Origin of the sequence: Methylopila sp. 73B (assembly GCF_000526315.1) — a bacterium.
Classification (GTDB): Bacteria; Pseudomonadota; Alphaproteobacteria; order Rhizobiales; family Methylopilaceae; genus Methylopila.
This window is the reverse complement of record NZ_JAFV01000001.1, coordinates 656,365-672,816: the sequence shown is the minus strand read 5'-3', so window position 1 is coordinate 672,816 and position 16,452 is coordinate 656,365. Positions and strand designations below refer to the sequence as shown.

Sequence of the window (16,452 nt, the reverse complement as noted above, 5' to 3'; positions counted from 1 at the left end):
GAGGACTCGCTCGATGCTATGGCCATACGAGCCCGTTGAGCGGTGTCGGCTCACAGCCAATCTCCCTCGTGCTCAACAGGCTCAAGTTGTGCAATCTGCATGGCCTCAGAGCAGGCGATCTCGTCGGTTGGCCGCCAGTAGGCCCATGCCTGAAACTTCGCGGTCAGGTAATACCGCTGCGGCGTTATGCAGGCCGTCTCTACTGTGCGAAGCCATGCGAGCCTGCCCGTAATCAGCCGCACGGGCCGCCATGCGAACCACCGCTGCGGGTAGAACGGATTTCGCGTGGGATGGAACGTCGGAGCGCTCATAGCCTCGCCCTCCCGCACTTCGCCTGCGCGACCCTGTATCCCGGATGATCCGCGATCAGCTCGGCCCCAGCCTGCACCGCAGCGAGAGCGCAAGCCCCTGGCAGCGTGAAGCCTGGGATCGAGACACGCATGCATGCGGACAAATCGCCGGGCGTGCAGAGCGTGATGACGAGGGTGAGGGCGGCGTTCATGACCCGACCCGGCGCTGAAGATCATCGGTCGGCCTGCGAATGCCAGCAGCCGAGCGAGCGACCTCGCGAGCGTTCGCGTCTGTTGAGCCGTTGGCGATGGCAGCGAGCGAAGAGCGCAAAGCCTTGGCTTGGTTCTCCAGCCGATTGAGTTCACCGGAGCATCTGCGCAGCATGCTAGATGCGCGTCGCATTGCCCGCTCAGCGGGACTGCCAGCGATTACGGTGAACGCCTGACCGTGAAGTTCATTGGCGAGGTCCAGCACCGATTGCGGATCGACTATGTCCGTCATCACGAAGCCCTCTCCCGGATGCTGATCACCGCCGCAGCGGCGTAGACGATCGCGCCGGTCACTGAGCCAACTCCTTGTGCTTCACGATGCCCTGCAGGCGCTCAAGGTTCGCAGCGCGCTCCTTGTCCGTGATGTCCCTTTCGACCTCTGCGGAGAGCAGTCGACGCAGCCGCATCAGGTCTCCGCGAACGGGCGCCGCAGCGATCAGCGCCAGCCGCCGCAGCTCCGGGGGGCTCGGCGCGAAGGCGTAGTTCTCGCGCCCGGCGCCATGCTCGCTGCGGAGCCAGAAGCCCACCGCACGCCTCACGGCCCATGACGGCAGATCGTCCAGAGCGATGGCGTACCCCTCGCCCTTGGCATCCCCGGCATCGGCGTTCGTCGCCTGCCTGGGGAAGCTGGACAGCAGGCTCATCACGAGCGCCCCGGTGCGGTCTGGCGGCCCAGCCTTGGCGAACTTCTCGAGGTCGGACACATGGCGCTCAACCTCGGCCCGCTGCGGTGTGGTGAGCCCGAAGCCAGCCGGCAGGACCGGCCGGTTCCAGTCCTCACCCGTGAGCGCGACGACCGAACGCTGAAGCCACGCCGGCCAAGACCGGGTCGAAGTCTCGGGGGCTGCTCGGTCGATTGCCGGGATAAGATCGATCTTGGCGGGAAGGTTGGCGGGCATCGAGCAAGTCTCCGGTGCGGGGGTCGACGTCGAGAATGTTCGGCGGGCCGCCCGGCGGAGCGCGGCCGAACTTGCCGCCCTCCTCTGCGGTCAGGCACCAGTTCGCGAAGAAAGCCTCGTGGTTGACCTTGGCCCCGTTCGCGGCCGAGGCAGACCAGTTGCGAGCCTTGACCAACTCTCGCTCAAGCTCGCCGTCCGAGGCGCGATGCGCCTCCTTGAGCTTCGACCAGGTCTCCGGGCTGGGGCGCCAATCAGGGGCTAGACGAGATGCCCGGCCAGTTTTTGGCTTCGGCGCTCTTGCGCGCTCAACACCAACGTCAGTTGGTGTTCTCTTCTTCTCTGGTTCTGGTTCTGAAGAATGGCATGGCTCAGGCATAGCATTTGCCACACCCAATACCTTATCTTTCAACGCCTTAGCCTGGCCGCCCTTGCTCCCAGCTTCGGCGCGTTTGATCGACTTTTCTTGAGCCTTTTCGAGTTCAGACCCCAGCCGGACGTGACCGATCTCGGCCTCGTGGACCTCAAAAAAGGACAGCACGTCGCCGCGGATCTTCGCCCATCGCGAAGGCGTGCAGCTGGCGAACCTCGCAAGCTTCCGATCATCGTTTGGGAGCCGTCCGCCCGCGGACCACATGCTCATGAGGAGCAGGAGGTACGCGCCATGCTGTTCGGCGGTGAGCCCGCGCGTATCGCGGAGATAGTCGCCGACGTAGAGGGGTAAAAACGGCGCGCTCATGCGTCAGCCCTCCCCGTCGTCAAGGACGGCGTCGAACAGATCATCTTCCACGAGCTTCAGAACGGTCTTCTTGATTAGGGCTCGGACGCTAAGGTCACGCCGCTCGGCGTGGGCGCGTAGTGTCGCCCACCCGCGGTCGTCGAACGTGCGAGAAAGATTGCCACCTTCAAATTTCGGGATGGGCACCCCGCGTTTCCGCATCCGCGACATGGCCGCGCGGACATAGTCCTGGCTCGCACCGAGACGAACGGCAATGTCCTTTGGGCGCATGCCGGCGAGCGCCAGAGGCTCGATTTGGTGAACGAGCGACATCAGAACGCCTCCACGCGCCAACCGCCGCCCTGCTTCTTGGGCAGGGCCTGCGCGGCGATGAACTTGAAGGGGTAGAGGTCAGCGGCGACCTTGATCTTCACGCGAGCGTCGTCGGTCCAGAAGCCCTTGACCTCGTGCATCTCCATCGCCCCGTCCGACGCCATGACGGTGAAGTCGGGCGTGTAGAAGGTGCTGTCCGCCAGGCGCAGCTTGACGCCCTCGAACTTAAACCATGCGACGTCGCCGGCGATCTGGAGCCGCCGCAGGTGATCGGCGTAGGCCTGTTCGGTCTTGTTGAGCACCCCGGCTTTTAGGCGACCAAGCGCCAGCATTCTGTGCTGAGGGGTCATCGGTATTCCCACCCCCCGCCGATCTTCGCCTTCTTGTCGCTGTTCCGCCCATAGGCCCAGCGGTCCGAAGGCTTCTTCACCCCGAGGTGCCGGGCTTCGCGCCGCTTCGCGCGGGCTATGGCCGGGACATCCTCGGTGCGGGTCTTCTGCTCGTGGCAGCCCTTCTTGTGGACGGGAGCCATGTTCGAGAGTTCGTCGTCGCCGCCCATAGCGAGCGGGATGATGTGCTCGACCTCCCAAGCCTCACGGGCGCCGTCGATCTGTCCGAGACAGACGTGGCAGGTGCGCTTGTGGTCAAGGAAGAGCTGCACTCGCTGTGCGGTGGAGAGCTTGCGGCGCTTCATGCCCTACGAGCCTCCATTCGCTGCCGCCTGAGGACAGACGGGCGGATGAACGGCGGACGGCGCGCTGGGCGCGACTGCGCGGTGCCCTGTTCGAGAACAAGATCCGTCAACGCGACAAGATCCGCCTCTAGACGCCTGACCTCGCCAGCCGCCGAAGTAACCGCTTGGCGCTCTCGCTCTTTGGCGATAGCGCCCTCCATGGCGTTGAAGGCTTGGATGTACGCGAGCTTGAAGCGCAGCGCCTTGGACCCGGTAAAGCCCATGGCGATGAGAGCGAAGCCATCGCGAGAGATATGGTAGACGCGGCGTGCGATCCCGGAACCGTCAGCCTCCATCGCAGGCCAGAACATGCCCATGGCGCATTCTGGGGAGTCCATATTTTTCAATAGGTTATCAATGTCTCGGAGCACGTGGTCGTGCCGCTTCTCGAATGCCGACGCCACATCCTTGCTGCTGGCGACCACCTCACCATTCTTCGCCGTCAGGTTCGGCATGAACGCGATGGCGGCGCCCTTGTCTTCTACCGGACGGAGAATGCGGCGAACGTCAGCGCGGCAGTTCAGCCAGGCGCGGCGGTCTGAAGGGCTTGAAGGCACGATGTAGGTCTTGAGCGACCCGGCCTGTTCCCAGACCACTGCGAGATGCTTGCCGCGGAACTCGACCTTCGGCAGGCGGCCTGCGGCCTCGATCTCCTTGACCGCCACGGTGACGCATTCGTTGTTCAGCGGATTGCTCATTCCGCGGCCTCCGCAACAGGCAGAGCCCACTCGCGCGCAGACGCCTTGATCTCGTCGAGTTGGTTCGCGACGACGCTCTCGTGGCGGTGCAGACGGTCTGCGATTTCGTCTGAGCGCTTCCCGTCTCGCCACATGCGGCCGGCGATGATGAGGCCGCCTTCGCCAAGCGGGGCGTAGGCTGTGGGGTTGTCGCGGCGGTGGAGGGCGACGGCTTCGGTGCGGGTCATGCTGCGGCCCTCCCCACCTGCTCAGGCGTCACGCCCAGCATGCCGGCGACCACTTCCATGATCGCGGTCTTGCTGGCCTGAAACTCGGCCTTGTCCATCACGCGGCGGGATTGGCTCTTCGCCGTGCGGATGACCACGATGGGGCCGCGGGTGACGACGTAGGCGAACTCTTCGCGAGCCCGGAATGCCGAGCACACGCGCAGCGCGGCAGCTTGGGTGCCGGCGTCGACGATCTGCTCGTCGTAGAAGTTGGCCTCGATCAGCGCCCGCTTGCGGAGGTGTTCCGGCGTGGGGAAGTCGGCGGCGATGTTCTCGGGCAGGCTAAGCCACGCCTCGCGCAGCCAGCCAAACTCGTGATTGTGCGTCTTGGTCGACCGTTCCTCGTGGACCTCGAGCGGGTAGCTCTCGCCGATGACGAAGTGCTCGTCGCAAAGCTTGGCGAAACGCGGCGCCGGCGCGAACGCCTCGCCATCCCAGACGCAGTGGATCGGGGGCGGCGTCGACATCAGGCGGCCTCGCTGAGGCCGGCGCCGCCGTAGCGGCGGACCTTCTCGACAAGCTCATGAAGCTCGTCGTTGAAGGCGTCGACCGCGTCCGACATGGCCTTGATGTAGGGCTCATCGCGGTAGGCCCGCTTCACGAACAGCGGGAGCCTCGGCCAGTAGACCGCGATGTCGATCCACTCGCGCTCAGCGACCCAAAGCACGCCCTGGCACTGCGCCTTGTGGTCCGCCGGGAACTCGTCGCGGAGCAGCACATCGATCAGCAGGTGCGGGAGCTTGGTCTTGATCTCCAGGGCGCCGACGTCGCCTATCAGGCTGTCCGGGCTTGCTCCCTTCGCCCCGTTGACGATGAAGCCGACGCGCTCCGGCTCGACGTCCGCCACGAAGGAGTAGAGGTCGCGCGCTTCGGGCTCCATCTCGTGCCCACGATCGGTGTGCGAGTTGGAGAAGCCCTCCATCGGGTCGCCGGTCAGGATCTCGCCGGCCAGCTTCAGCATGTAGGTGCGACGCATCTTGCTCGCGCCGCCCTCCTTGCCCTTCGCCATGACGGTCGAGAACTCGGACGCGGTCGGCATTCCGGCGCGCGCGGCGAACCACTCCGGGCTGCCCTGCTCGCAATCGATGATCCGCATCACTTGCGTGCCTCCTTCTGACGGAGCTTCGCCATGGCGTCGTCGAACTTCGCCGCCGGCAGGTTGGGGAGGGCGTCGATGCGGTAGGCGCTGCAGAAGCGGCGAACGTCAGCGTCCGTCTTCGCCACCAGGGCGCGCAGATCCTCAAGCTGCTCATCGGAGATTAGATCCCCGACGCCCGCAGCCTTGCCGTCGTCGTCTTCGCCGCCGGTCGTGATGTTGAGCAGCGCCAGCGCGGTGTAGCGCTTGCCATAGGAGGTCGAGGAGCCGACCGCCTGAACCGGGTTCTTGCTGCCCGACGCATCGGACGGCAGAAACATCGTCGTCTCCTCCGAATGCCCCTCGCGGTGCGTCAGGACGGCCGTGACGCTGATCTTCCCATCGCCCTGTCCAGTGCGAAACGTGAGGGCGAAGCCATGGCGAGCGAGGACCGGACGGATTTTCTCGTTCACGTCCTCCCAAAGGGCATAGCGCTTGTCGTTGTGGCCCTTACCGCGCTCGGCGATGCGCGGGAGATCAGGCTGCATCTCCGCGAGGCCGGCGGAGAAAGCGCGCTTCGCGTTGTCGGCGCGAACCTGACGCTGCATCTCCAGCAGCCGCTCCATCTTGTCGATATCGACCGCCGGGTTTGATGCGGCGCGCTCGATGATGGAGAGGATCGCGGCGCTCTCGCTCGTCGTAGCGACCTCTGTGGACCGCTGCGGCTCGATCTTGCTGATTTCGTTGGCCTGGGCCATCTTCACACCCGTTCTTGCTGAACACGGCCCCGGTGAGCGCCCCAATCGCGAGCCGGGGCCACCTGCTCGCAGCGCAGTCGTCGTGCACCCGCACGCGTGAGGTCCTATCGCTAGGACTGCATCCCCAGAGCGGACAGGTAGAGGTCGAGGAGCGCGTCCATCTCGGCGCGATCGTCGGGGTTCATGCGGCGGATCGAGATCACCCGCTTGAGGACCTTCACGTCGAAGCCATTGCTGCGGGCTTCCGCATAGATTTCCTTCAGATCGTTAGCAGTCGCATCGCGCTGTTCGTTCACACGCTCAATGCGCCCGACGAATGAGGACAACTGCTCTTTCGCAACAGCATCCGGGCTAGGGTCGGTCATCATGCTGCCCTCGCAAATTCGCCAGACAACAGTCGATCGGCGGCGCGATAGGCCGCATCGGCTTCGTCAATGGTCGAGAAATAACCAAGGCTTTTGACAGTGCCGCTTCTGTAGATCCGAGCCTGGAATGGTTTTTTGCGACCCTTGTGGAAGTTTATGCCCTTCACGCCAGTCACGCTGTCAGCATGACGGCGGCAGTTCCACGCATTCTGCAGAGCACTAGCTTCGCGCAAGTTGCACAGGCGGTTGTCGGACCTATCACCGTTGATGTGGTCCAAAAATTCATCAGGCCACTTTCCGTAAACGAAAGCCCAGATTAGTCGGTGGACCATCTGCCTGTTCCCGTCGATCGTCGTGGCCAAGTAGCCGTAACGATTGAGGCTCCCTACAGCCTCGCCGGCTCTTACTCGATTAGTCGTCGAGATACGCCAGGACAGGATCCCGGTAGCTCCGTCATAAGAGAAGACATGTCGAACACGATCAATTGTGATCAGCTTGGGCGTGCTCATGCCCTCGCTCCATCAAGGATCGAGACGCGTGCGACAGACACCGCATAGCCGTCCACGAAACGGGTGACTGAGGGGATGGACGGGGCAAAATTCGGAAGGGCGGCCCTCCGCTCTGCGCGAAGCTTTTCAGCGGATCGGCGCCTCTGCTCGCGCCGACGCTCAATGACCTCTGAATCCGACAGTTTGAACAGACTGGTGCGCTTCATCGGTCATGCCTCCCCGGTGTTCGCGGTTTGCCGATCCGAGCGGCCAGCCGCCTGAACCACAGCCTCAGCCGCAGCCACAGCAGCGCCGTCAGGCCCGGCGATGGCCTTGGTGATTTCGATGTCATGGGCGAGCCGATCGAACTGGCGCTGGCGCTCTGCCCGATAGGCGGCGGCCAGCTTGTTGTAGGCGGACAGGTACAGATCTTTCGGGCGCCGATAGCGAAGCGCCCACAAGGTCGCGTAGGCGACGCCATAGCGGCGCGCGAGACGGCGCAGGGCGTTGTCAGTGTCGCCGGGACCGCGGCTTTCCCACCGCAGAAGATCATCGGCCCAAGACGCGGCCTGATCCAGGCTGGCTCCGTCAGGCATTTGCTTTTTCCGCAAACAGTTTTTGCTCATCGTCAAAACGACCTGTGCTGATCTTGGGATCAGCAGAAGGGAGCTTTGCGATGCAGGAGGTGACAGGGACTACGTGGACGAGCTTGGGAGACGCGGCGGCAAAGGTTTTGGCGAACGTGATGCTGCAGCGTCTCGTGGAAGAAAGGCGGCGGCGCTCAGACGAGCGCGCTCCGGAGGTGGCTGCGGACGGGGAGGCCGCAGCGGGGGAACAAGCAAAACGGGAAATGGCTGAGGCGCTAACCATCACGTACCCCGACGTGAGGTCGCGAAGCCGACGACGATCGTCGCGAACAGCATGAGGTTGCAGAGCCAGACGGAGGTCATCAGCGGACCTCCGCGGGAACTACGCGGTAGACTTTTCCCTGATGCTCAAACCAGCCGCGCTGGACTTTCTCTGTCGTGGGATCTTTGACGATGAACACCACGAACAACAGCAGGGCGACCCAAGCGAAGAACCACCCGGTCGCAAACCATGCGAACCGATCGAAGGGCTGGGTGCTCATGAGCGATCTCCGCTCGCGACGCCGTGCATGCACGCGGTGGGGATGGCGGCGACGATGACGCTGAAGAGGATGAGGGGGAGCGCGGTCATGCTGCCGCTCCCTCAGTCATTGCCAGCTTCATCAGGTGATAGGTCGCGGGTGCGGACCAATGCACAGGGTTCGGAGAGGCCGCGACTTCAGCCTTGAAGACGCTTTCGATCTCCGCCCATCGGGCAACCAGCCCCCGCCAAGCGGGAGACCGTCCCGACATCTCAGGAAGACGATCCCGCCATTCCGGGACAGCATCCAAAAGCTTCATGCAGCGGCTGAAGTCCCCCGGGTCAGCGGGGTTGTCGGCCCATGTACGATTGGAAGTTACGCCACACATGTGCGCCCAAATCGCCGTGGACGAGATGCCGGTTTCGCCGTTGATGATCCAGTTGAGCGCTGCCGCAGGAACCTTGCACTCGCTCATGACGCCGCCCTCTCAAACTCGGGGGCGGGCGAAGACACGAAGAAGTCTTCCGGCTTTGCACCCATCTCCATGAGAGACGCGTGATGCCTGCTCGGAACGAGCCCGCCGGTACCTGTGGGCTTCGGGAGCCTCCAGCGGACGACTGCGGACACATGCAAGCCGAGCCTGTCCGAAACGGCGCTCAGGCCGCCAAGCTTCTCAATCAGGGATTTGGCTGGTTCACATCGCATTTCCCGATTGTGCGCAATTCGCACAGAAAAGCAAGCGCCGCCTATGAGATTTTCTCAATCGACCGTTCGCTCTCGGGTATGCGTAATCCGCGCATGACCAGCGACGGCATAATCGAGTGGCTACGGCAGGGACTTGAGAAGCCTGGCAAAAGCCAGAGTGGCCTTGCTCGCCACCTTGGCGTAGCGCCGGCAGCGATTAATCGGGCGCTCAAAGGGCAGAGGGAGATCAAGGCTCGCGAGCTGGACGCGATAGCCACTTATTTAGGGGAAGCAGCGCCTCTCCCCTCTTCCGGCTCCGAACTGACGCTGTTTGAGGGCGATCTAATCCCCGTGCGCGTGGTCGGCGTTGTCGAGGCCGGCGCCTTCCGCGAGGCGAACGAGTTTGTCGAGGTCGAGCACGTCACGATCTATGAGCCGCGCGATCCCAAGTTCCCGCGAGCCCGGCTCTTCGCGCTGGACGTTGACGGCGACAGCATGAACGACCTTAAGCCGCGGCCGATCCTCGAGGGGGACCGCGTCATCTGCGTCGACTTCGACGACCTTGGCGGCCGTGTTCCGATCCAGAATGGAATGGTCGTGGTCGTGGAGCAGACCCGCGACGGCGGCCACCTGCGAGAGTGGTCGGTCAAGCAGGTGGAGTGGCACGACGACGAAACGTGGTTCTGTCCGCGCTCCACCAATCCCAAGCACAAGCCGATCAAGGTGAAGCGGGACTACGCCGCCGACGACGGGCGCGAGGTGCGCCTTATGGGCCTCGTTCGCGCCGTCCGCAGTGAGATGGCGTGGTAAGTGAAGCCCGGCGGCGACCGCCGAGCCTCGTTTTGATCAGGCCAGCGCAGGGAAGTCAGGCGGCAGGTGAGCCGCGGGCGGGACCTCAGGGCTCATGCGCCCCTTCATCACGTCGGCAATGCGGCCCTGGTTGATCACGAAGTACGCCGCGATCGGCACATAGCCATAACCCATTGAGCGGGCGAGCTTAATCCACGCCACAATGCGCGGATGCAGTTCCTTCTTCTTGCGGGCCATCTGGCCCTCCTTTCGGCGAGGAGCCGAAAGAGCGGTTGACGTTTCTCGCGAAGCAGAACATGTTCGGCTTTGTGATCACAGCACCCGCCCCACCGGCGGTTTCTATCAGCGCCGCGGCTCCCCAAGAGCTGCGGCGTTCTCGTTTGACGCGCCGAATCAGCGCGCCAAACCACATAGTGGGCGAGTCTTTTCCAGCCTGCAACCAAGTTAAGCTTTCGTTAACCCATCACTCCACGCGGAAGTCGGTCAACGCGTGTCGCGGGACCTTCCCGACGTGCAGCAACAGCTCGGGCGTCTCCCAGTCGTCCAGTTCGGGATCGCCTGCTTGAACAGTGGCGAGCGCGCCGCCGAACTTTTCGGCAATCTCCTTAGCGACCCGACGAGCCGCCTCTTCTGAGCGCACCTCGAAAGGCGCGAGCGGCTGAGACCACCTGTCCTGCCGCCGCTCGTAGCCGGCGACAACATAGCGCCTGAGCCGGGGGCGCTCCTTATCCGTTTTGCCGGGGTTGGCTTTACGATAGGCCGTGACGGCCTGGATGCTGCCGCTCGGGCATTCGCAGTCACGGCAGACGAACGACACTTTCTCGAGAAGCCCACTCTCGTTCAGATCGTTGACGGTGGTCGGCGCGCCTGGCGCGTTCCGGACATCGACGTTTTGGGTCTGTATCTTGGAGCAGTTGCCGCACATCAGGTGGAGGGTGAACCTCGCGATGATCCCTTCAGGCATGGTCGTTAACGCCTCGTTTGTTCCTTTTCTGTTCTCATGCTGAACTAGGTTGTCCGGATAGTCGAGTCTGATTCGCGGAAGCCTCATGCGAAAGTTTGTGCGTTTTTCTCATAGATAGCTGTAGACGTCACTGTGCGTTTAGCGCATAGTCTCCATCGAAGCCCAGCGGCCCAGCCGCAGACAGCGGCGGATGGAGCAAGAGCGATGGCTAAGGCCGCAACCAAGAAGAAGCCCGAAGCGAGCGCGGCAGTTGAGCCGGGCGAAGTCGTCGTCGCCTACAAGGCGTTCGAGGCCGATCTGAAGTGCCGGGATTTCCAGTTCGAGGTCGGGAAGACCTACGAGCAGGGCGGCCTGATCGAGGTTTGCCAGAATGGCTTCCACGCCTGCGAGAACCCGTTCGACGTTTTCAACTACTACCCGTTTGGATCGCGCCTCGCAGTCGTCGAGATGTCCGGCGCGATAGCGCGTCAGGACGGCTCCGACAGCGACAGCAAGCTCGCCGCGGCTAGGATCACCATCAAGGCCGAGCTGACCTACGACGCATCCTTCATCAAGAAGGCGGTCGAATGGGTGCTGGCGAAAGCCAAGGGGAACACGGCGACCGGCTACAGAGGCCACGCGGCGGCGACCGGCGACAGCGGCCACGCGGCGGCGACCGGCGACAGCGGCCACGCGGCGGCGACCGGCGACAGCGGCCACGCGGCGGCGACCGGCGACAGCGGCCACGCGGCGGCGACCGGCGACAGCGGCCACGCGGCGGCGACCGGCGACAGCGGCCACGCGGCGGCGACCGGCGACAGCGGCCACGCGGCGGCGACCGGCGACAGCGGCCACGCGGCGGCGACCGGCTACAGAGGCCACGCGGCGGCGACCGGCGACAGCGGCCACGCGGCGGCGACCGGCGACAGCGGCCACGCGGCGGCGACCGGCGACAGCGGCCACGCGGCGGCGACCGGCGACAGCGGCCACGCGGCGGCGACCGGCGACAGCGGCCACGCGGCGGCGACCGGCGACAGCGGCCACGCGGCGGCGACCGGCTACAGAGGCCACGCGGCGGCGACCGGCGACAGCGGCCACGCGGCGGCGACCGGCTACAGAGGCCACGCGGCGGCGACCGGCGACAGCGGCCACGCGGCGGCGACCGGCGACAGCGGCCACGCGGCGGCGACCGGCGACAGCGGCCACGCGGCGGCGACCGGCTACAGAGGCCACGCGGCGGCGACCGGCGACAGCGGCCACGCGGCGGCGACCGGCGACAGCGGCCACGCGGCGGCGACCGGCGACAGCGGCCACGCGGCGGCGACCGGCGACAGCGGCCACGCGGCGGTCAAAGGCCACGCCTCTGTCGCCGCGTCCCTTGGTGTCGGCGGAACCGCAAGGGCTGAAGCCGGCGGCGCGATCTCGCTCGCAGCGCATCGCTGGAACAGCAAGACCGACCGCTATGACCTCGTCTCAGTTCGGTCCTCGCTGGTTGGCGAGAACGGCGTTGAGGCGGGCAAGACCTACCGCCTGACCGAGACCGGCGAGTTCGAAGAGACCTCCTCCACCTGACCCCATCCCCACGCCGGGATGGCTCAGCCCCCGGCGTCTCCCGACAGACGGAGACGACAGATGTCATTCCGAGATCGCATGGACGCCGCTGAGGACGCTGGAGCCGAGCTCCAGACCATCGCGGAAGCCCTTCGCCACCTGAACGAGCGGATCGACGGCATCTTCCGCACCGTGCCGGAAGCGGCTGCGCTGGACAGCGAGGACTTCGACCTCCTCGACGTCGCCGGCCGTGTGTCGAAGCTCGGCTCAAAGCTCATCAGCGATGTCGACAGCGCCCGTGAGGACGCGATGGAGCGTCGCCGCCAGCCTGCCGAGGTTTGGTGATGCGCCTGACGATCCAGCTTCGCGGGCGGGCTCTGGCCTTCCGCCTCGGATGGCGCGGGCTGTCCGTCGACACCGAGTTTCGCGGCTGCAGGCCGCTTGCGGCCTGGGAGCGGTGACGATGACCCCGCTCTGCCCCTTCTGCGGTGCCTATTCGCCCCGCCAGTGCGAGCTTGAAGACGAGATGCCGGGAGCCTCGTGCCCGTGGGAAGACCAACTCTTTGGGGACGAGAACTTCCCGTCAGCGCGCATCCTTGCTCTTCGCGCGGGCATTTCAGCCGCTCTGGCTTCCCAGCAGAACAACACCACGAGGGCGTCATGAGCGCGCACACGCCTACACCTTGGGCCGTCTGTGGGTCTGATGAACACTGGATCGACATTAAGCCCGCCAGAGAGAAGCGGCGGATTTCACTGTCGATCGCCACAGTCGCAACATGCACCGTCGATGCCGAAGCTAACGCAGCCTTCATCGTCCGCGCCTGCAACGCGCATGACGATCTGGTCGCAGCGCTGAAGGCCATGGTTTCTGACGCTGTCGAGTTGGCTGAAAGCGGCGATGCCGGTTTCTGGGACGCGGAGAAAGTGCCCGCTGTCATTGCCGCTCGCGCCGCTCTCGCTCGCGCTGAGGCCTCGTCATGAGCCTCCCCGTCACCACGCCGGTTGACGGCGCCCGCGACGCCCATGTCGACGCTCAGGTCGTTGAACTGGACAGCATGATCGCACGCCGCAACCAGGCTGCATGCCTTCGCGCGGATGCGGATCGATATGCGGCCAGGCGCGAGCACGACGCCGGGCAGCGGCATGAAGCGGCAGCCCGCCTCGCCCTCGGCATGATGGGCCTAGACTTCGACGCCCTCTGTGGCGAGGAGCTTGTCCGCATCGCTCAGTCGCGCCGGATCCAGGAGGCGACGCGATGAAGGTCATCGACGTCTTTTTCTGCATCGGCTTCCACGCGATGGGGCTGCAGCGCTCAGGGTCTTTCGAGATCGTGGCGCTGTGCGAGAGCAACCCTCGGCGCCAGCAAGAGCTTGCGCGCCTTCACCCTGGCGTGCCGCTTCATGACGACATCCGCTGCCTGCCCGCCACCGACGCAGATGTCATTTTTGGCGGACCTCCTTGCCAGCGAACGAGCGTCGCCGCCGCCATCCACGGCTATCGGGACAGCGTATCTCTCTGGCCCTACATGCTGGCGGCCGGGCTCGACGCCGGCGTCGAATGGTTTGTCGTGGAGCAGCCCCCGGGCAACGCGGCGTGGGAAGCCACGGTCGCTCGACATCTTTCGAGAGCTGGCTTCCACGTCGCCCGATTTGAGTTCGGCGCTGAGGACGTTGGTGCGCCTTATCCAAGACGGCGCGTGTACCTCATTGCCTGCACCAGCCTGCCGCGACTGGAGGTCGCCTGGTCGGCGGGACCATCCGCGATTGAGCGCGCCAAGAGGGCAGCAGCTTCCCGAGGTGATTGGGACCCAAGTGCCATCCCCTCTTTCGATCTGGATGCTTGGCGCACCGAGGACGTGCATGAGCGCCGGGAGCGGATCGAAGCTCTAGGCGACAGCAACCCGCCCGCCATGGCTGAGGTCATCGGGCATATGCTCGGAGCCGCAGCATGACCGCGCCCCTTCCCGAGACGATCGCGGAGCTGCGGGAGCTGCTGGCGAAGGCAACGCCGGGGCCTTGGAACAATGACATGCACTACGACGAAATTCGCGGCGACATAGTGCCAGGCCTCGAACGGGTGCTTTGTGACGTTGTCGGAATCCCGGCGCGCATTTCAGCCAATGCCGCCCTGATCGTCGCCGCCGTCAACGCCCTGCCCTCGCTCCTCACCGAGGCAGCGCGTGGTGTGGAGAGCGAGGCGGAGATCGCGGCTCTGAAGGCCGAGAACGAGCGGCTGCGCCGTGTCCTTGAGGAAATCGCGAACGCGCAAATTCAAGACCAGCCGGTCGAAAGCGTCCTGAGCAGTACGGGGTGGGCGAAGATGCACCACATGGATCTTCGCGTTCTCGCCCGCGCCGCTCTCCTCCCGCCCGCAGGTGACCAGTCATGACCCCGCTGTCGAAGGAAGGGCGGGCGGGGCTGGTGGCGGAGATCGCCGAGGTTCTGGGGGCGGGTCGATGAAGCCGTTCTTCAGTTACTACGGGTCTAAATGGACCGGCGCAAAGCATTACGGACCGCCGCGTGCTGATCTGGTCATCGAACCGTTCGCCGGCTCCGCGAGCTATGCGACGAGATGGGACTGCAAGCACGTCAAGCTGTACGATGTGTCGCGCGACATTTGCGATCTTTGGTCGTGGCTGATCGGTTGCACTGCAGATGACATCCGCCGCATCCCAGATACGTTCGAAGATTATGCAGAAGTCCTCGCGCTCGACCGCGGCCCCCAACTGCTCACGCGGTTCTGGGTCTCAAAGGGTCGCGCCGAACCATCAAGCACGTTGTCGCCTTGGTACTTCCAATGGCGCGGTGAAAGCGATTGCCGTGTTTGGGGGCCTGCGGTCAAGCGAAGGCTAATCGAGCAGAAGCCGCTAATCGAGTGCTGGACTATTGCTCGTAAAGCATGGTGGGAAATCGAAGTCGAGCATGCGCACTGGCACATTGACCCGCCGTATAACAACGAGGCTGGTCGCCGATACCCGAACTCATCCCTGAGCTTCTCGTCTCTTGCGGCATGGTGCCGAGGACTGCCCGGCCCTGTGGACGTTTGCGAGAACGTCGGGGCGGACTGGCTTCCGTTCGAGCCGCTTTACGAAGTCGTTACATCTCGCGGTCGCAGGAGCGGGGCCGTGTCCAAAGAAGCAGTCTGGAGGAATGCGGCATGAAGTTCGTGAAACCCCTCCGCGCCCGTCTCGCAGACCTCAAGCGCCGGGAGGCGTCCGATGAGCGGTGAGGTCAAAGGATATCGTAAGGTTCTTCCTCTCGCCGGCCATAGATGCTTGGGCGCGCATCCGTGTGTTGAGGTTAGATGCGAGTGCGGGTGGGTATCCTGCCCGCATTCCGGAGAAGACGCTAGGGCAGAAGCCTACTCTGAGTGGCGCGGGCATCTTGTGTCCCACGGCGCTGAACGTGAACCTATTCAGACTTGGCTTGATCGCTCGGAAAAAGAACGAGCCAAACTCTACGCTAAAATCAAAAAGAACGCGGAGCCCTCCGATGTCTGACCCCCATGCTGCGCCCACGGGCGACCTGCGGCCGGAAGCGCTGCTTGAGCGTGTCTTCGCAGCCTATGACCGTGCCAAGTATGTCCCCGGCGATTGCCCGACCGTCCCTGTCAAGGTCGCCGCGCTGTTGGACACAATCCGGGCCGCCCGCGACGAAGCCCTCGCCTCCGCCCAGCCCGCCGCGGTCGCGGGCGACGCCTTGCGGGAGAAGCTTCTTCGCCTGATCGATTACCACGTCACGGATGATGATGATCGATCCACCCTGCGAAATGCGGTCTCGGCTGCTGTTCCGAAAGGCCTCGCCCTCGTCGCGTCGATCCTGTCGAAGCCGGCGATGGAACCTGTCGTGGGGCCGCTGCTCGACGCCCTGAAGTCCGCCACCCCCGCCCGCACCTACATCGAAGCGGATATGGCCGCAGCCCAACAAGAGATTGAGCGGCTTCAGTCTGAACTAGCCGAGATGGAAGAGCAGCGCGACGTCGCTCGCTCAGACCCGTGGCCGGAGTGGACGACGAGGATCATCGCCACGCTGGAGAGCTTTGGTGTCGAGGTCGTGGACACGAGCATCGGTGAGATCGCCGACTTCGCGGACGCGTTCGACGACTGGTTCCGCGGCGCGCTTGCGAACGAGATTGCCCGCGCTGAAGCCGCCGAAGCCGATATGGCCGCAGCGCGGGCGGAGGAGCCGAAGACCTGCATCGGCTTCGTCAACATGTACGGCGACGACCCGGACGACGCCTTTGTCAGTCCTACGATTTGCGCCAACGAAGCCGCCGCACGGCAGTACGCAGACCGCACGAGACTGAGCCGCCACCTTGGCGTCGCCATGCTCGTGCCCTGCGATCCGCCCCCGGCGGCCGCCGACGTCGCATCGGGACGGGAGGGCGGGCGATGAGCGCGGTCGAGTTCTGCCCGTTCAACGACGAGCGCTACGACGGCCCCGAGCCTTTGTGCGACGAGACCGTAC

The 16,452-nt window shown here is 64.7% G+C and carries 28 protein-coding genes; 9 read left to right on the top strand and 19 right to left on the bottom strand.

From position 1 onward, the window contains the following. Nucleotides 1-50: 50 nt before the first annotated feature. The 17 genes from K244_RS23840 to K244_RS23440 all read right to left on the bottom strand — a co-directional run bounded on the left by K244_RS23840 (nucleotide 51) and on the right by K244_RS23440 (nucleotide 8,473). On the bottom strand, nucleotides 51-311 hold the full coding sequence (locus K244_RS23840) for a hypothetical protein (RefSeq protein WP_020184813.1): 261 nt from the start codon (nucleotides 309-311) through the stop codon (nucleotides 51-53). A 187-nt stretch (nucleotides 312-498) separates the two neighbouring features. After that, entirely contained in the window at nucleotides 499-792 is a 294-nt protein-coding gene (locus tag K244_RS23445; RefSeq protein ID WP_155931554.1) for a hypothetical protein, read from the bottom strand. Between the two features lie 58 nt (nucleotides 793-850). Further along, the gene (locus K244_RS0103245) at nucleotides 851-1,264 is read right to left on the bottom strand and encodes a hypothetical protein (protein WP_081761414.1); all 414 of its coding nucleotides are present in this window, start codon (nucleotides 1,262-1,264) and stop codon (nucleotides 851-853) included. Between the two features lie 73 nt (nucleotides 1,265-1,337). Then, on the bottom strand, nucleotides 1,338-2,195 hold the full coding sequence (locus tag K244_RS22975) for a DUF1376 domain-containing protein (protein ID WP_081761413.1): 858 nt from the start codon (nucleotides 2,193-2,195) through the stop codon (nucleotides 1,338-1,340). A gap of 3 nt (nucleotides 2,196-2,198) precedes the next feature. Next, nucleotides 2,199-2,507 (bottom strand): hypothetical protein, encoded by a 309-nt coding sequence (locus K244_RS0103235; protein WP_020184809.1) that lies wholly within the window; start codon nucleotides 2,505-2,507, stop codon nucleotides 2,199-2,201. Next, on the bottom strand, nucleotides 2,507-2,857 hold the full coding sequence (locus tag K244_RS0103230) for a DUF1064 domain-containing protein (protein ID WP_020184808.1): 351 nt from the start codon (nucleotides 2,855-2,857) through the stop codon (nucleotides 2,507-2,509). Before K244_RS0103230 ends, K244_RS0103235 begins: the two co-directional genes overlap by 1 nt. Then, nucleotides 2,854-3,201: an HNH endonuclease signature motif containing protein gene (locus tag K244_RS21400; RefSeq protein WP_020184807.1), complete on the bottom strand. Its 348-nt coding sequence runs from the start codon at nucleotides 3,199-3,201 to the stop codon at nucleotides 2,854-2,856. The genes K244_RS0103230 and K244_RS21400 overlap by 4 nt, the downstream gene beginning before the upstream one ends. Next, complete coding sequence (locus K244_RS22520; RefSeq protein WP_020184806.1) at nucleotides 3,198-3,938, bottom strand: Rha family transcriptional regulator; 741 nt, start codon at nucleotides 3,936-3,938, stop codon at nucleotides 3,198-3,200. Before K244_RS22520 ends, K244_RS21400 begins: the two co-directional genes overlap by 4 nt. After that, a complete protein-coding gene (locus K244_RS0103215; RefSeq protein ID WP_020184805.1) occupies nucleotides 3,935-4,165 on the bottom strand; it encodes a hypothetical protein in 231 nt (76 codons plus the stop codon). Before K244_RS0103215 ends, K244_RS22520 begins: the two co-directional genes overlap by 4 nt. Then, nucleotides 4,162-4,671 carry a hypothetical protein gene (locus K244_RS0103210; RefSeq protein WP_020184804.1) on the bottom strand — a complete coding sequence of 170 codons (510 nt, stop codon included), beginning with the start codon at nucleotides 4,669-4,671 and terminating at the stop codon, nucleotides 4,162-4,164. The genes K244_RS0103215 and K244_RS0103210 overlap by 4 nt, the downstream gene beginning before the upstream one ends. Then, nucleotides 4,671-5,300 carry a lambda exonuclease family protein gene (locus K244_RS0103205; RefSeq protein ID WP_020184803.1) on the bottom strand — a complete coding sequence of 210 codons (630 nt, stop codon included), beginning with the start codon at nucleotides 5,298-5,300 and terminating at the stop codon, nucleotides 4,671-4,673. The genes K244_RS0103210 and K244_RS0103205 overlap by 1 nt, the downstream gene beginning before the upstream one ends. Further along, nucleotides 5,300-6,037 carry an ERF family protein gene (locus tag K244_RS0103200; RefSeq protein ID WP_036306117.1) on the bottom strand — a complete coding sequence of 246 codons (738 nt, stop codon included), beginning with the start codon at nucleotides 6,035-6,037 and terminating at the stop codon, nucleotides 5,300-5,302. The genes K244_RS0103205 and K244_RS0103200 overlap by 1 nt, the downstream gene beginning before the upstream one ends. 110 nt (nucleotides 6,038-6,147) lie before the next feature. Beyond that, nucleotides 6,148-6,405 carry a DUF2312 domain-containing protein gene (locus tag K244_RS0103195; protein ID WP_346430344.1) on the bottom strand — a complete coding sequence of 86 codons (258 nt, stop codon included), beginning with the start codon at nucleotides 6,403-6,405 and terminating at the stop codon, nucleotides 6,148-6,150. After that, entirely contained in the window at nucleotides 6,402-6,911 is a 510-nt protein-coding gene (locus tag K244_RS22970; RefSeq protein ID WP_020184800.1) for an HNH endonuclease signature motif containing protein, read from the bottom strand. The genes K244_RS0103195 and K244_RS22970 overlap by 4 nt, the downstream gene beginning before the upstream one ends. A gap of 209 nt (nucleotides 6,912-7,120) precedes the next feature. Beyond that, nucleotides 7,121-7,486, bottom strand: coding sequence for a hypothetical protein (locus K244_RS0103185; RefSeq protein WP_020184799.1), 366 nt, complete (start codon nucleotides 7,484-7,486; stop codon nucleotides 7,121-7,123). Nucleotides 7,487-7,839: 353 nt separating this feature from the next. Further along, entirely contained in the window at nucleotides 7,840-8,019 is a 180-nt protein-coding gene (locus K244_RS0103175; protein ID WP_020184798.1) for a hypothetical protein, read from the bottom strand. An 85-nt stretch (nucleotides 8,020-8,104) separates the two neighbouring features. Continuing rightward, on the bottom strand, nucleotides 8,105-8,473 hold the full coding sequence (locus K244_RS23440; RefSeq protein ID WP_155931552.1) for a hypothetical protein: 369 nt from the start codon (nucleotides 8,471-8,473) through the stop codon (nucleotides 8,105-8,107). A gap of 152 nt (nucleotides 8,474-8,625) precedes the next feature. Between K244_RS23440 and K244_RS0103165 the strand changes: the two genes are divergently transcribed. Further along, the gene (locus K244_RS0103165) at nucleotides 8,626-9,492 is read left to right on the top strand and encodes a S24 family peptidase (RefSeq protein WP_245259729.1); all 867 of its coding nucleotides are present in this window, start codon (nucleotides 8,626-8,628) and stop codon (nucleotides 9,490-9,492) included. Between the two features lie 36 nt (nucleotides 9,493-9,528). Here the strand turns inward: K244_RS0103165 and K244_RS0103160 are convergent, their stop codons facing one another. After that, on the bottom strand, nucleotides 9,529-9,729 hold the full coding sequence (locus K244_RS0103160; protein ID WP_020184795.1) for a hypothetical protein: 201 nt from the start codon (nucleotides 9,727-9,729) through the stop codon (nucleotides 9,529-9,531). 226 nt (nucleotides 9,730-9,955) lie between these two features. Beyond that, nucleotides 9,956-10,456: a hypothetical protein gene (locus tag K244_RS0103155; protein WP_020184794.1), complete on the bottom strand. Its 501-nt coding sequence runs from the start codon at nucleotides 10,454-10,456 to the stop codon at nucleotides 9,956-9,958. 204 nt (nucleotides 10,457-10,660) lie between these two features. On the opposite strand from K244_RS0103155, the gene K244_RS0103150 reads away from it, so the two are divergent. The 8 genes from K244_RS0103150 to K244_RS0103120 all read left to right on the top strand — a co-directional run bounded on the left by K244_RS0103150 (nucleotide 10,661) and on the right by K244_RS0103120 (nucleotide 16,380). Then, nucleotides 10,661-12,007 carry a hypothetical protein gene (locus K244_RS0103150; RefSeq protein WP_020184793.1) on the top strand — a complete coding sequence of 449 codons (1,347 nt, stop codon included), beginning with the start codon at nucleotides 10,661-10,663 and terminating at the stop codon, nucleotides 12,005-12,007. Nucleotides 12,008-12,067: 60 nt separating this feature from the next. After that, on the top strand, nucleotides 12,068-12,331 hold the full coding sequence (locus tag K244_RS0103145) for a hypothetical protein (protein ID WP_197027138.1): 264 nt from the start codon (nucleotides 12,068-12,070) through the stop codon (nucleotides 12,329-12,331). Nucleotides 12,332-12,646: 315 nt separating this feature from the next. Beyond that, complete coding sequence (locus K244_RS23435) at nucleotides 12,647-12,967, top strand: hypothetical protein (protein ID WP_036305437.1); 321 nt, start codon at nucleotides 12,647-12,649, stop codon at nucleotides 12,965-12,967. Beyond that, nucleotides 12,964-13,245 carry a hypothetical protein gene (locus tag K244_RS0103135; protein ID WP_020184790.1) on the top strand — a complete coding sequence of 94 codons (282 nt, stop codon included), beginning with the start codon at nucleotides 12,964-12,966 and terminating at the stop codon, nucleotides 13,243-13,245. The genes K244_RS23435 and K244_RS0103135 overlap by 4 nt, the downstream gene beginning before the upstream one ends. Beyond that, complete coding sequence (locus tag K244_RS0103130; RefSeq protein WP_020184789.1) at nucleotides 13,242-13,937, top strand: DNA cytosine methyltransferase; 696 nt, start codon at nucleotides 13,242-13,244, stop codon at nucleotides 13,935-13,937. Before K244_RS0103135 ends, K244_RS0103130 begins: the two co-directional genes overlap by 4 nt. Beyond that, a complete protein-coding gene (locus K244_RS0103125) occupies nucleotides 13,934-14,374 on the top strand; it encodes a hypothetical protein (RefSeq protein WP_020184788.1) in 441 nt (146 codons plus the stop codon). The genes K244_RS0103130 and K244_RS0103125 overlap by 4 nt, the downstream gene beginning before the upstream one ends. Nucleotides 14,375-14,441: 67 nt before the next feature. Continuing rightward, the gene (locus K244_RS23430) at nucleotides 14,442-15,146 is read left to right on the top strand and encodes a hypothetical protein (protein WP_155931550.1); all 705 of its coding nucleotides are present in this window, start codon (nucleotides 14,442-14,444) and stop codon (nucleotides 15,144-15,146) included. 331 nt (nucleotides 15,147-15,477) lie between these two features. Beyond that, entirely contained in the window at nucleotides 15,478-16,380 is a 903-nt protein-coding gene (locus K244_RS0103120; RefSeq protein ID WP_020184787.1) for a hypothetical protein, read from the top strand. Nucleotides 16,381-16,452: the final 72 nt, after the last annotated feature.

What these genes read in the sequence shown, in the direction of transcription:
- K244_RS23840 (WP_020184813.1), bottom strand. Translation starts at nt 311, where the DNA reads ATGAGCGCTCCGACGTTCCATCCCACGCGAAATCCGTTCTACCCGCAG.
- K244_RS23445 (WP_155931554.1), bottom strand. Translation starts at nt 792, where the DNA reads ATGACGGACATAGTCGATCCGCAATCGGTGCTGGACCTCGCCAATGAA.
- K244_RS22975 (WP_081761413.1), bottom strand. Translation starts at nt 2,195, where the DNA reads ATGAGCGCGCCGTTTTTACCCCTCTACGTCGGCGACTATCTCCGCGAT.
- K244_RS0103235 (WP_020184809.1), bottom strand. Translation starts at nt 2,507, where the DNA reads ATGTCGCTCGTTCACCAAATCGAGCCTCTGGCGCTCGCCGGCATGCGC.
- K244_RS0103230 (WP_020184808.1), bottom strand. Translation starts at nt 2,857, where the DNA reads ATGACCCCTCAGCACAGAATGCTGGCGCTTGGTCGCCTAAAAGCCGGG.
- K244_RS21400 (WP_020184807.1), bottom strand. Translation starts at nt 3,201, where the DNA reads ATGAAGCGCCGCAAGCTCTCCACCGCACAGCGAGTGCAGCTCTTCCTT.
- K244_RS22520 (WP_020184806.1), bottom strand. Translation starts at nt 3,938, where the DNA reads ATGAGCAATCCGCTGAACAACGAATGCGTCACCGTGGCGGTCAAGGAG.
- K244_RS0103215 (WP_020184805.1), bottom strand. Translation starts at nt 4,165, where the DNA reads ATGACCCGCACCGAAGCCGTCGCCCTCCACCGCCGCGACAACCCCACA.
- K244_RS0103210 (WP_020184804.1), bottom strand. Translation starts at nt 4,671, where the DNA reads ATGTCGACGCCGCCCCCGATCCACTGCGTCTGGGATGGCGAGGCGTTC.
- K244_RS0103205 (WP_020184803.1), bottom strand. Translation starts at nt 5,300, where the DNA reads ATGCGGATCATCGATTGCGAGCAGGGCAGCCCGGAGTGGTTCGCCGCG.
- K244_RS0103200 (WP_036306117.1), bottom strand. Translation starts at nt 6,037, where the DNA reads ATGGCCCAGGCCAACGAAATCAGCAAGATCGAGCCGCAGCGGTCCACA.
- K244_RS0103195 (WP_346430344.1), bottom strand. Translation starts at nt 6,405, where the DNA reads ATGATGACCGACCCTAGCCCGGATGCTGTTGCGAAAGAGCAGTTGTCC.
- K244_RS22970 (WP_020184800.1), bottom strand. Translation starts at nt 6,911, where the DNA reads ATGAGCACGCCCAAGCTGATCACAATTGATCGTGTTCGACATGTCTTC.
- K244_RS0103185 (WP_020184799.1), bottom strand. Translation starts at nt 7,486, where the DNA reads ATGCCTGACGGAGCCAGCCTGGATCAGGCCGCGTCTTGGGCCGATGAT.
- K244_RS0103175 (WP_020184798.1), bottom strand. Translation starts at nt 8,019, where the DNA reads ATGAGCACCCAGCCCTTCGATCGGTTCGCATGGTTTGCGACCGGGTGG.
- K244_RS23440 (WP_155931552.1), bottom strand. Translation starts at nt 8,473, where the DNA reads ATGAGCGAGTGCAAGGTTCCTGCGGCAGCGCTCAACTGGATCATCAAC.
- K244_RS0103165 (WP_245259729.1), top strand. Translation starts at nt 8,626, where the DNA reads ATGCAAGCCGAGCCTGTCCGAAACGGCGCTCAGGCCGCCAAGCTTCTC.
- K244_RS0103160 (WP_020184795.1), bottom strand. Translation starts at nt 9,729, where the DNA reads ATGGCCCGCAAGAAGAAGGAACTGCATCCGCGCATTGTGGCGTGGATT.
- K244_RS0103155 (WP_020184794.1), bottom strand. Translation starts at nt 10,456, where the DNA reads ATGCCTGAAGGGATCATCGCGAGGTTCACCCTCCACCTGATGTGCGGC.
- K244_RS0103150 (WP_020184793.1), top strand. Translation starts at nt 10,661, where the DNA reads ATGGCTAAGGCCGCAACCAAGAAGAAGCCCGAAGCGAGCGCGGCAGTT.
- K244_RS0103145 (WP_197027138.1), top strand. Translation starts at nt 12,068, where the DNA reads ATGTCATTCCGAGATCGCATGGACGCCGCTGAGGACGCTGGAGCCGAG.
- K244_RS23435 (WP_036305437.1), top strand. Translation starts at nt 12,647, where the DNA reads ATGAGCGCGCACACGCCTACACCTTGGGCCGTCTGTGGGTCTGATGAA.
- K244_RS0103135 (WP_020184790.1), top strand. Translation starts at nt 12,964, where the DNA reads ATGAGCCTCCCCGTCACCACGCCGGTTGACGGCGCCCGCGACGCCCAT.
- K244_RS0103130 (WP_020184789.1), top strand. Translation starts at nt 13,242, where the DNA reads ATGAAGGTCATCGACGTCTTTTTCTGCATCGGCTTCCACGCGATGGGG.
- K244_RS0103125 (WP_020184788.1), top strand. Translation starts at nt 13,934, where the DNA reads ATGACCGCGCCCCTTCCCGAGACGATCGCGGAGCTGCGGGAGCTGCTG.
- K244_RS23430 (WP_155931550.1), top strand. Translation starts at nt 14,442, where the DNA reads ATGAAGCCGTTCTTCAGTTACTACGGGTCTAAATGGACCGGCGCAAAG.
- K244_RS0103120 (WP_020184787.1), top strand. Translation starts at nt 15,478, where the DNA reads ATGTCTGACCCCCATGCTGCGCCCACGGGCGACCTGCGGCCGGAAGCG.